Origin of the sequence: Chryseobacterium sp. CP-77 (assembly GCF_036362765.1) — a bacterium.
GTDB lineage: Bacteria > Bacteroidota > Bacteroidia > Flavobacteriales > Weeksellaceae > Chryseobacterium > Chryseobacterium cupriresistens.
This window is the reverse complement of record NZ_CP143637.1, coordinates 3,600,273-3,612,210: the sequence shown is the minus strand read 5'-3', so window position 1 is coordinate 3,612,210 and position 11,938 is coordinate 3,600,273. Positions and strand designations below refer to the sequence as shown.

The window sequence follows — 11,938 nt, the reverse complement described above, 5'->3', positions numbered from 1 at the left end:
CATTACATTTGAAAAAAAACACACATGAATTCCGAAGAATACTTCTATGCCATCGCCCTCCGCGAGTGCAGCCAGATTGGTGATATCCATTTTCATAAGCTTGTCCATACTTTCGGAAGCGCTCAGGACGCCTGGAAAAGAGCAAAAAAAGAGTATAAACAACTTGATGGAATAGGACAGAAAACAGTTTCAGATATTGGAAATACATCTCATTTGGAATTCGCAGAAGATGAATTAAATTTTTGCGAAAAAAATAATATTCAAATCAGGCTGAAACACCTTAAAGAAACGCCCTCCCTGCTTAACGAATGTAATGACGCACCGGCTATCCTTTATCAAAAAGGGAATATTGAAAATATACAACCTAAGGTAAGTATTGTAGGAACCCGGAATATGACAGCGTATGGGAAACAATTCCTTGACGATTTTTTCGAAGCGACACAATCGTCAAAATATTTAACGGTGAGCGGCCTCGCTTTGGGAATCGACAAAGAGGTTCACGAACAGTCTATTCGTCATCAAAAACCTACGGTAGCTGTTCTTGCCCATGGTTTTAAATATTTATATCCTGCCAAAAACAGAAAACTATCTGAAAAAATTTTACTGGAAGGTGGTGCATTAATCACAGAGTTTAGTTCATCCAGAAAACCCGATCGGGAAAACTTCATCCAGAGAAACAGAATTGTGGCAGGAATATCTCCGGCAACGATTGTAGTGGAAACCGGTTTTGGAGGAGGCTCTGTAAGCACCGCAGCCTTTGCTAATGATTATAATCGTGATGTTTTTGCACTGCCCGGAAAAATTACGGACAGCTCCAGCCAGGGTTGTAATCAGCTGATTTTCCATCATAAAGCGACAGCTATTTCTACCGTGAAAGACCTTATCGGACTCCTTGGATTAAATGAACCCAAAGAAAAAATAGAAGAGTTATTTCCTTATAGTGAGACTATTACCCAATTATCTGATAATCAAAACTTAATATATCAATCTATTAAAGACCAGCCTCAGATTTCTTTAGATGATCTGGCACAGAAAATTGATCTTCCTACCCACAAAATCTTACCAATAATTTTGGAATTGGAACTTTTAGGGAAAGTAAAATCATTTTCCGGGAGGCAATTCATCGCAATTTAAGATTTAACGATTTCTTAATACTGCATTATTTCACACATAACATTTAATTTTTAATAAAATTTGAACATAAATTATCAATTTAATAATATTACGAAACATTATTATTTAATTTTTAACAATGTTAAAATATAGTGTTGTGAATCTTGAAAAAAAAATTAAATTTGTTGACAATAATATTCAACCTTAATATATGGAACAATATAATATTGACCAGAAAATCCAAGAGTTTATTGCAAAAATTGAAGCAAAAAATCCTAACGAACCGGAATTTTTACAGGCTGTAAAAGAAGTTGCCGTAACCGTAATTCCATTCATTGCTACTAAAAAAGAATATACCGGAATGAAGCTGCTTGAAAGAATGGCTGAAGCTGAAAGAATTATTATTTTCAGAGTTCCATGGGTTGATGACAAAGGAGAAATTCAGGTTAACAGAGGTTTCAGAATTCAAATGAACTCTGCTATTGGACCATACAAAGGAGGAATCCGTTTCCACCCTACTGTAAACTTATCCGTTCTTAAATTCCTAGCTTTCGAGCAGGTATTCAAAAACTCTTTGACAACTCTTCCAATGGGAGGTGGAAAAGGAGGTTCAGATTTTGACCCACAAGGAAAATCTGATATGGAAGTAATGCGTTTCTGCCAGGCTTTCATGACAGAATTATGCAAGCACATCGGTCCTGAAACAGACGTACCTGCAGGAGATATCGGTGTTGGAGCAAGAGAAATCGGATATTTATTCGGACAATACAAGAAAATCAGAAACGAATTTACCGGAGTTCTTACAGGAAAAGGTCTTGCGTATGGAGGTTCATTAATCCGTCCTGAAGCTACAGGATACGGTGTAGTATACTTCGCTGAGCAGATGCTTAAAACGATCGGACAGGATTTCAAAGATAAAATCGTTACAGTATCAGGTTTCGGAAACGTAGCGTGGGGAGTGATCAAAAAAGCAACCGAACTAGGTGCTAAAGTTGTAACAATCTCTGGTCCTGACGGATATATCTACGATAAAGATGGTATCAGCGGAGAAAAGATCGATTATTTACTGGAACTTAGATCTTCAGGAAACAACAGAGCTGAAGACTATGCTAAAAAATATCCATCTGCTGAATTCCACGCAGGAAAACGTCCTTGGGATGTGAAGTGTGATGTTGCCTTCCCTTCTGCAACTCAAAACGAATTAGATTTAGATGATGCAAGAAAATTAGTTGAAAACGGATGTATCTGTGTAACTGAAGCGGCTAACATGCCTTCTACACTTGATGCGATCAACTATTTCTTAGACAATAAAGTATTATTCTCTCCTGGTAAGGCTTCCAATGCTGGAGGTGTTGCGACTTCAGGATTAGAAATGACTCAGAACTCTATCCGTCTGAACTGGACTTCTGAAGAAGTTGACGCAAGATTAAAGGAAATCATGATCGGTATCCACAAAGCTTGCAGAGACTATGGAAAAGACGAGGACGGTTATGTAAACTACGTAAAAGGTGCAAATATTGCCGGCTTCGTAAAAGTAGCAGAAGCAATGTTGGCTCAAGGAGTTGTGTAACAAAAAAAGCAAAGGTTGGGAAAAAATCCCGACCTTTTTTGATATAGCCTGTTCCCGGGATAATGGGAAAAAAGTAAAAAGTGAAAGGAGAAAGCGCTGCTATATGCAGTGCTTTTTTTTTATTTTTATATCATGCAAAACACCTTTACCAATATTGATGAATATATTCTTCTGTTTCCGGTAGAAGTACAGAAGAAACTTCAAGAACTTAGAAAAGTAATCCATCTACAGGTTCCGGATATTGAAGAATATATTGGGTATCAGATGCCCGCCTTCCGGCACAAAGGAAAACCTTTGGTTTATTTTGCCGGATATAAAAAGCATATCGGATTCTATCCGGGAGCTGAAGGCATCCGTACTTTTGAGACAGCTTTTAAAAAGAGAAAATATAAATTCTCTAAAGGAGCCGTGCAGTTTCCAATTCATGAAAATCTTCCGCTCGATCTGATCATTAAGATCATCCTGTTCAGAGCACAAGAAATTGAACAAAAAAAATCCTGAAATACAAGATTTCAGGATCCGACTAGTGTTTGCTAAAGTGCTTACTTTTTCTTCTTTTTGTCTTTCTTTTCCTCTTTAGGAGTATCTGCAGGCTTTGTTGCATCAGTAGGTGTTGTACTTACTGACGGATCAGTTGCCGGTGCAGTTTCCATTGTAGTGGCAGGTGATTTGTCCTGTTGATTCTTTGGATCCGCAGGACTTGTAGTCTGCGTATTCGTTTGTTGGGTTTGAGTTGTCGTAGGGTTATTAGTAGAAGTATCGGCTGGCTTTTGTGGTGTTGACTGTGCTGATACTGCGATTACTCCGACTAATGTAAACGCTGCCGTTAAAAATAACTTTTTCATAATGTAATATTTAAATGATTGTTTAACTTAAACGAAGCATCATTTAGAAAATTATGCGTAAAAAGTTTATTTAACGTACTTTATAATTATTTAAGAGGAATTTGCAAAAATGAGTCCGGATGATTTTGCTGGAAGAGTAATGCTGGAGGCTGAAGTTTTTTAGAGTAGAAATAACAGTTTTATGATCAACGATGAAAGCTTCCTGCTTCCATCATCCAGCTCCCCGCCTTAGGCTTACTTCGCCACATTTTTCATCATTTTTTCTACAAATTCAAATGCCGCCGGGCAGATTACTGTGTTTTTCAGCATCAGGTTATTGATCTGATAAATCTTCTTACGGTCTGTATGAGGATATTCACGACAGGCTTTCGGTCTTACATCGTAGATAGAGCATGTATTATCGCTGTTCAGAAAAAAGCAGGGAAGATTTTGCAGCACTTTGTCATTATCTTCATCCACTCTTAAAAACTTTGCTTCAAAGTCTGCGGACTTCATTCTGAGATGTTTGGCAATTCGCTCAATATCTTTTTCAGTATAAAGCGGGCCTGTTGTTTTGCAGCAATTGGCACACTGCAGGCAGTCAATTTCCTCAAAAACTTCATCATGGATCTCCTGCACGATATAATCGAGATTTTTGGGCGGTTTTTTCTTCAATCCGTCCAGAAATTTCTTGTGCTCTTTCTGCTTTTGTATCGCCTGTTTTTTATAAAAATCTAAATCCATTATTCTTTATTTCTCACTGATTCCGGAAGCTCTTCTTTCTTATATTCATTGATTTTATCCAGATCCAGTACTGTTGAAAGGTTTTCCTTATTTGGATAATACATCGGAACAAATTTGGCCCCATATACAATTTCTCCCGTAGTATAAGAAGATCTTTGAACCACAGTGTTTGAAAATACTTCATCAAATGCACGAACCTGCACAATAAGCTCAAGATCCGTATTTTTAAAATCCTCTTCGGAAAAGCCATAAAACGGCGAGTTTTCATCAATCTTATGCACTACAGTCCAGTTGAGGGCCAGTGTATTGATCTTACTCATCTGTGTTGTAAGCCGGTAAAAATTGCTTTTGGCAACTCCGTTTTCCACAACTTCAATAGCAACCGATACGATTACATCTGCATCCGTCAATGCATTATTCTTATAAGGAGCAAGCCTGAACATTAATGCTGAAGATTCCTGAAAAGGAGCAATAACTGCTATATCAGAAAATCTAAGATATGCCCGGGGTCTTGAAAATCTTCCGTAGAAAAGCCCTGTTGCAATGGCAAAGGTAAGCAATCCCAGAAAAGCTTCAAATGTGGCAACAAGACTTGCCAAAAAGCCTACAGGAGCTATTCTTCCATATCCAACCGTAGTAAATGTCTGGGAACTGAAGAAAAAGACATCGATAAATTCATTGAGCGGATCACTCTTATCAATTCCGGTAAGATGCTCTACCCCAATCAGGTAATAGATCATTGCAAACAGTAAATTAATGATAATATAAGCAATAACCAGATAAGATATAAAACGGAATGAAGAGAGATTCAGCATGGTGTGGTACCAGCTTAGCCTGTTAAAAACATTCACTCCCCTTCTCTGAACATTCGGGAGACCGTCTTTGTTGATGAACCTTCCGGATGCATTGGTTCCGAAGCCGCTGTTCTCCGCATTTTTCTGACGGATCTTTTTTCTGAATCCTCCTGTCATTTAATTATCATTTTGACTTTATTATATGATGATTTTCCTCTACCAATAAGCCAGTTGATGATCAGCTCATTCTTTCAACATTTAAAAAGCAAAGTTAAGAATAGAATCCATTAAGACATCAATGCTTTGTAGTAATCATTTTTAAACTTTACTATTCAGATGGCAGATGGCTTTCTCAGCGGTTTAATTGAACTTTACGCAGATAACAAGCACAAAAAACAGCAGAAATTCCGAATGTCTGCTGTGTTTTTATTGTTTATTAAAGTAGTTTTATATCTTTTGTGCGGGCGACTCCATTACCGTAACACTTACATTGCTGATAGATTTTACGATCCCGGACTCTCCGTGTATATTGGTCAAAAAATCAGGGAAACTTTCAATAGGAAAAGCCCAATAGTAATGGCCATCTACGGGAGAAGGAAAGTTCGCCTGTAATCTTCCTTTTAATTTCATCGGTACAAAGTATTCAACAGATGATCCCTTCAATTTTGTAAGGACAGAAATCGTTTTTTTAGAATGAGCGGGCACAATGGTCTTGTAGCTGCTGGTTTCGGTAATTTCTTCAGAATTTTCCGTACCTTCCGTGGTATCTCCTCCCACCACAACTTTTGTACTTGCCGAAGCTTTTGCAACCAGCGGAATATCAACGGATACTGAAGCTGCCACTTCAAATGAACCCGATACAGTACGTTTCCAGGAAGTAGAATATCCTTTTTTATAAGAATACGTTACGGTAATTTCACTTTCTCTGTCGCCATTGTTAATTGCCTCCGTAGTATAGGCATTGTCCGGCAGATCTGCACCGTCTGTTTTTATAGTCACCTCAGGAGTTCCCAAAACAATGGAAACATTAGGGTTTGGAGCTGTATTCCGGGCATCTCCGTCTACAGAAAGGTCAGGATTAAATATAATTCCATCCGGAACCTGGCCGGAATAAGCAAAAACGTTTTTCAACCGTGTTCTTTCTCCGGAATAACTGACATCATATCCCATATCTTTCAGGTGATTTGCCTTGAAAGGGATTTCACGCTCTTCATTTGGCGAACTATAGCTGGCACCCAAACTATTATTCCCTGGTAATTTAAACTCATCTACAATTTTCCAGCCCTGCTGAAGCATCTCTGCCTCCGTCATCTGTGATTTGTTTAGTTCAGAATAATTTACTTTTTCCGAATCATCATTAATAGCACTCACTTCATCCCTTGAACATGATACCGAAAACATCAATAAGAGAATACAAATAGAATTGATTTTTTTGATCATTTTAATAATTTTTTAGTGTTTAATAATTAAATTTACAAAAAATGAATTCTTTTTAGGCGTTTTTTTGCGAATTAATCAAATTTTAATCTTTCCCAATTTTTCTTCTTATCCTATCTTGTTTTACTCTAAAACACTGTTAATATGAAATTTATCAATTTCGGGAATGGAGTTTTTAATACGAATTATACTAACTTTGAACTATGAAAAAGCTTGAATCAAGAGAAGACATTGAGCACCTTGTGAATTCATTTTACAACAAGGTCGTTAAAGATGAAACCATCGGTTTCTTTTTTAATGATATCGCTAAGGTAGACTGGGATCAGCATCTTCCTAAAATGTATTCTTTCTGGGAGTCTATCCTTTTCGGGCAGATGACTTATAAAGGTAACCCAATGGGCGTACACTTCCCGATTAACGAGATACAGGCTATGGAACAGAAACATTTTGACCGATGGCTGCTGCTTTGGCGTACTACTATTGAAGAAAATTTCGTAGGCGAAAATGCAGATATGGCGATTTACAAGTCAGAGAATATAGCCAAACTAATGGCCTTTAAAATGGAGCTGGCGAGAAGGTTATAACGGGATTCGGGATCCGGGTTACGGCATAAGAGTTACAAAATCCCGTCGTTAAGTTCTGGGATTTTGATGATCAACAGATTTGCGGTTATTTTTCCAATCTTCCTGTCTTTTTTCTTAAGGAACAATCACTGTAAAGATATAGGCTGCCAGATTCACCAAAAGAACGGTTCCGTAAAGGATGTTTGTCTTACCCCGGCTCAATGAAAGCATTACGATAAATACAGATAAAGAAAGCAGAATAATGTCTTTTTTATCCAGCCCTAATACAAGCGGAATATCGTACATGATGCAGACTACTGAAACCGCAGGAATAGTAAGACCAATACTTGCCAGTGCAGAACCCAATGCCAGATTTAAGCTGGACTGGATTTGATTGGCTCTTGCCGCGCGGATCGCTGCAACCCCTTCAGGGAGAAGAACCACGGCAGCAATAATGACTCCCACCAGAGATTTCGGAGCTCCAAGGCTTTGTACCATTCCTTCTATAGTATCGGATAATCCTTTCGCCATCAGCACGACAATAACAAGACAAATTACCAGAAAAATAAAGCTGATAAGGGTTTTTGATAACGAAGGAATATAATGTTCTTCAGGATGCTCATCAGGAACAATAAAGTAGCTTCTGTGGCGAACGGTCTGCACCATCAGGAAAACCCCGTAAATGGCAAGACACGCAATGGATATAAAAATAAGCTGTGCTTCGTTATAGAAAGGTCCGTTGACACTTGAAGTAAAATTGGGAAGAACAAGGGTAAGCACCAGGATGGAAACAATACTCACCAGATAAGTAGTTGCTGAAGTCCTTGCAAAGAACTGCTCGTGATATTTAACGCCGCCTACCAGAATACATATCCCCAGAATTCCATTAAGAATAAGCATTACGGCAGCAAAAACGGTATCTCTGGCCAGCGTGATCGCCTGATCTCCGCCGGCAACCATCAGCGAGATGATAAGCGCGACTTCAATAATGGTGATACAAAGAGCCAGGATAATCGTTCCGAAAGGTTCTCCTACTTTATGAGCTACCACTTCAGCATGATGTACTGCAGATAAAACACTTCCGATTAATAAAATACCGGCAAGAATATCATAAAGAACACCACTTCCCATCAAACCGGAAAAGTAGTATCCTACTGCCAGAATAGGAAAAATATAGGTATAATGTAAAAGTTCTTTTAGTCTCATATCGTGACTACAAAATACAAAAAATCTATAATAATTTCAATATTAAAAGAAAATATTAATAATATTTTAATGAGGCCAGAAGTTAAAATCCTGATAATCTGTGAACATATGGAACAGAAGCCCGATTCCTATTATCCTTATATTTCCTTTAAAGAACAACAGCAAAAAATACACCGCAATGGCATAATAAGAATGTAAGAAATGAAAACCTATGCTTCCTCTTGAAGGATCAAAAATCGGATTGGCAAAAAGATGATCCAGATCCACCAGCATGGTGGCAAGAAGAATGAAATACGCTTTTTTCCAATTTTTACGATAAAAAATCAATGCAATAAAGACCGGAAAAACAAAATGTAAAAAATAATGAGTAAAGGTTTTAAGCAATGCGATGTCTGATGGAGCCATTAATGATAAATTTTGATTACCACCGTAAAATTAAAGGTAAATCTCCTTTCTTCGCTTTTATTTTTACCCAATAATTCTGAGCCTTGTTCCCATACAACACGTAATCAATGTCAGAAATGATCTTTTTTTCACTGTCACTCAGCATTTTCAAAGTTGAATACAGCAATGCATTATTTCTGATTATAATATAGTTTTGCTTTAACCTGCCGGGTAATGATATCGGATTTCGGGTTGATTTTACCGTAACACCTTTATTATTTTGCGTGATTTTATTAGGTTGAAAGGGAATTGCAGTAAATTGATTTTCGTTGTTGATCCATTTTTCAGACTGGAAATATTGCCAGGTTTTCTCAGGATCATTACTCAGAATATCGATCACATAGCTGGGCTGGGTGATCTTTTGAACCGTCTTTTTTTCAACTTCATTAAAATTATCATCATATTCATAAGTGATGATAGTATCATTGATCTGCCTAAGATCTGCAGCAGCCTTTAAAGATATTATCTGTGAAGAATCTGCTATACTTTTTTTGAAAAAACGGGTAAAATTCCTGATGTTTTCTTTGTCTAATTCAAGTTCCAGAAAATGATTTCCTGTCTCAGCTTTTGAAGCAATCGTATTAAAAATCTCCGGATTTGAATTATTATTGATTTCAATTTCATCCTCATTTAGCTCAATGGAAAAGTTTTGGATTTTCTGCCCTGAAATGAATGAAATACTTCCCACCGTATTTTGAATAAAACGGCCTGCCTCCCAAACAGGATGTCCGGATTGGTGGAGAAGTTTTTTCTGAATGGTTCCAAAAGCGAGGTCAGAAGTTCCTGCAATACAATGGTTCCCGTTGATCATAAAGAAAAACTGATCTTTCTGAAAAAGGTTATTTCCTTTGGCCACAAAGTTTTGTTTCTTTAAATAGGTAATGAATTTTTGCGAATCTTTAAGCTCTAAAACACTGTACCATTCTGTAAATTTATTGTCTTTAATATGGAAAATCTGTAGAAAATCCGGAATTCTGATTCCTGAATCTTTCAGTGAACCGGAGGTTTTACTCTTTACTTTGCTTCCGGACCATTTTGAAGGATGGGTTACTAAACTGAAGAGGTATTGTCCCGTTAATTTCTTCGTGTCGATTAAGACGACTGCATCTGCGTTATCAGGAATATACTGAAGGCTTTTATCTTTGTGAAAAGCTATAAAATATACTGCAACAGCCAGCAATAAAAATAACGGGACAATAATCTTCTTTTTGTTCATCTATAAAATTTGAGGCTTCTTTTCTGTTTCTTTTGTTTTAAAAACCTGATCGAATATATCAAAGAAATACATTAAGCTGTTTTCTGAAGAATCTTTGATGTTATAATTCATCTCAGTCTGGATACTTTCTCCTTTTACTTCCGTTTTATAATACAACTCTCCTACATTTTTTTTGATCGCCTCTAATGTTTTTCTTTCTTTCGGAGTTTTGAATTCTTTGTCTAATCCTGTTAAAAGCTTCTGGATATCCAGTCTGCCGGACAATGGATATTTAGCGGAGTCTTTTGCCCATTTTCTGGAAATATCAGATTGGTTTACCGGTAAATTATTATCTGCAGCACTCATTAAGTACACCACCCCATCTTTCACAGTAAAGAATAACTGGTCAACATAGCCGCCGTTCTTTTCTTCCTTAAAGGTGTATACATTTCCTTTTTTAGAGAATCTTTCAGACAACTTTTTATTGGTGGTCAGCATATCAAAAATACGATTCCAATAGCCTTCATTCTCTGTTGCAAAAGCGAAAGTGAAGTTAGGAACAGCAATTTCTTTGGTTTTCTTTACTTCTTTTTCATTGAAATCTGCATCATATTCATAATCGGTATATTCTACGGTTTTGGATTTCAATTCATTCAAAACAAAGATTCCGTTTCCGGGTGCAATTTTAGCAATGGCTTCTTCATCCAGCACTATCTTCATAGTTTCCATGATCAGTTCCATTTCTTTTTTGTACTCATTTTCTCCGGAATTCTGAAGAAGACTGTACATCATGTCGAAACATTTTGCCCCATTCACATTCATGGCATAGTAACCGACACTTTTTTCATTGATCAGCTCCAGCAGTTTTTTGTTTTTCTTCCCTTTATAAATGGCAGAAATATTCTTTTGAATGTCAGCATTTTTGTGCTGATAATTATTGACAAGTCTTACTTTATCTTTATCGAAATACAGATTGTATACATAATTGGAATTGTACATGTTTTTGAAAAACTGTCCGTAGCCATAATACTTCGTCATTTTTCCATAGATCCCTTCATTTACAATTCTTCCATAGTCTGTGTACACAAAAACATCGGAATTAGCATCTCTGAATGAAAGCATTTCTTTAGGAACTTCAATCTCTAAATTTGAACTGAAATATTGGTCGAAACGATCTTCAGCGTTCTTTTTAACGACCTTAAAGTTTTCTCTCCTGATAGAGTCCTGCTCTTTCTGATAGGCTTTATCTTCTTCCTCATCATATTCCGCATCAGGCATTTCCTCTCCATTTTCAGAATTCTCAGCATTTTCTTTCTCTGCAGGATATTTATGATGTTTTTCCAGGTATTTGATGTCTTTCTGGATTCTTGCAATCTCGTTGTTGTTTTCTTTAATACTTTCTTTCAGATATTTGATATCTTCTTTCAGACTTTTAATCTCTTCTTTATAATCGAAAGGTTTTTCCGGTTCTTCGGTGTACACTGTATCACCCGGCTCTGCGTAAGCGGAGTCTACCACTGCAACAGCAGTACTGTCTGCAACTGCTTCCTCTGCCCAAAGATCCTTATAAGGTTTGGTATAGCTGATCATACTGAGAACAGCACGGCTCCCGTTCCACGCTACAAAAACATCATCATTGATATCTACATAGGAATAATTCTTTCTGCTGGAAACTTCCTGTCCTTTTTTCTTCACAGAGTTAATGAACTCCTGAAACTTTTCTTTATTATCAATGATAAAATGAGTATTGTAGGTCTTAATAGAATCATTAAAACTTGCGTAATGGTATTGAACAGCGTCATATTTAATTCCTGTTTTGGAATAATCTGTCCACGAAAGCTTTTCTTTACTCTTTTTGCTGAGCTCATGCAGCAAAGGATTCAGTTTATTCCAGTTGATTTTATTATTAAGCTGCTTTCCGTTGACTTCCATATAAAATACGGCATCGGAAGGAATTTTCATACTGTTTTGGCCGAAAACCAATGTAAAGCCAAAAAGAACGAAAATAATGGTTTGCGTTTTTAATAAGATAGATTTCATGACTATAG

At 37.0% G+C, this 11,938-nt stretch carries 12 protein-coding genes; 4 read left to right on the top strand and 8 right to left on the bottom strand.

The window, feature by feature from the left end:
- Positions 1-24: 24 nt before the first annotated feature.
- From dprA to V0410_RS16125, 3 genes are all read left to right on the top strand, one after another.
- Positions 25-1,134 (top strand): DNA-processing protein DprA, encoded by a 1,110-nt coding sequence (gene dprA / locus V0410_RS16135; protein ID WP_330744870.1) that lies wholly within the window; start codon positions 25-27, stop codon positions 1,132-1,134.
- 190 nt (positions 1,135-1,324) lie between these two features.
- Positions 1,325-2,683: an NADP-specific glutamate dehydrogenase gene (gene gdhA, locus V0410_RS16130; protein WP_062673086.1), complete on the top strand. Its 1,359-nt coding sequence runs from the start codon at positions 1,325-1,327 to the stop codon at positions 2,681-2,683.
- A 132-nt stretch (positions 2,684-2,815) separates the two neighbouring features.
- Positions 2,816-3,184 (top strand): iron chaperone, encoded by a 369-nt coding sequence (locus V0410_RS16125; protein WP_330744869.1) that lies wholly within the window; start codon positions 2,816-2,818, stop codon positions 3,182-3,184.
- A gap of 41 nt (positions 3,185-3,225) precedes the next feature.
- On the opposite strand, the gene V0410_RS16120 is transcribed toward V0410_RS16125, so the two are convergent.
- From V0410_RS16120 to V0410_RS16105, 4 genes are all read right to left on the bottom strand, one after another.
- Complete coding sequence (locus V0410_RS16120) at positions 3,226-3,528, bottom strand: hypothetical protein (RefSeq protein WP_110009093.1); 303 nt, start codon at positions 3,526-3,528, stop codon at positions 3,226-3,228.
- A gap of 234 nt (positions 3,529-3,762) precedes the next feature.
- Positions 3,763-4,251, bottom strand: a complete 489-nt coding sequence (locus tag V0410_RS16115) for a YkgJ family cysteine cluster protein (RefSeq protein ID WP_330744868.1) — start codon at positions 4,249-4,251, stop codon at positions 3,763-3,765.
- Positions 4,251-5,222 (bottom strand): ion channel, encoded by a 972-nt coding sequence (locus tag V0410_RS16110; RefSeq protein ID WP_330744867.1) that lies wholly within the window; start codon positions 5,220-5,222, stop codon positions 4,251-4,253. The genes V0410_RS16115 and V0410_RS16110 overlap by 1 nt, the downstream gene beginning before the upstream one ends.
- 270 nt (positions 5,223-5,492) lie before the next feature.
- Positions 5,493-6,485, bottom strand: a complete 993-nt coding sequence (locus tag V0410_RS16105; protein ID WP_330744866.1) for a hypothetical protein — start codon at positions 6,483-6,485, stop codon at positions 5,493-5,495.
- 200 nt (positions 6,486-6,685) lie between these two features.
- Between V0410_RS16105 and V0410_RS16100 the strand changes: the two genes are divergently transcribed.
- Positions 6,686-7,066 carry a group III truncated hemoglobin gene (locus V0410_RS16100; protein ID WP_330744865.1) on the top strand — a complete coding sequence of 127 codons (381 nt, stop codon included), beginning with the start codon at positions 6,686-6,688 and terminating at the stop codon, positions 7,064-7,066.
- A 114-nt stretch (positions 7,067-7,180) separates the two neighbouring features.
- Here the strand turns inward: V0410_RS16100 and V0410_RS16095 are convergent, their stop codons facing one another.
- The 4 genes from V0410_RS16095 to V0410_RS16080 form a co-directional block, all read right to left on the bottom strand.
- The gene (locus tag V0410_RS16095; protein WP_330744864.1) at positions 7,181-8,251 is read right to left on the bottom strand and encodes a calcium:proton antiporter; all 1,071 of its coding nucleotides are present in this window, start codon (positions 8,249-8,251) and stop codon (positions 7,181-7,183) included.
- Positions 8,252-8,317: 66 nt separating this feature from the next.
- Positions 8,318-8,656: a DUF6122 family protein gene (locus V0410_RS16090; RefSeq protein ID WP_330744863.1), complete on the bottom strand. Its 339-nt coding sequence runs from the start codon at positions 8,654-8,656 to the stop codon at positions 8,318-8,320.
- Between the two features lie 16 nt (positions 8,657-8,672).
- A complete protein-coding gene (locus V0410_RS16085; RefSeq protein ID WP_330744862.1) occupies positions 8,673-9,911 on the bottom strand; it encodes a hypothetical protein in 1,239 nt (412 codons plus the stop codon).
- Positions 9,912-11,930 carry a hypothetical protein gene (locus tag V0410_RS16080; RefSeq protein ID WP_330744861.1) on the bottom strand — a complete coding sequence of 673 codons (2,019 nt, stop codon included), beginning with the start codon at positions 11,928-11,930 and terminating at the stop codon, positions 9,912-9,914.
- Between the last annotated feature and the right edge of the window lie 8 nt (positions 11,931-11,938).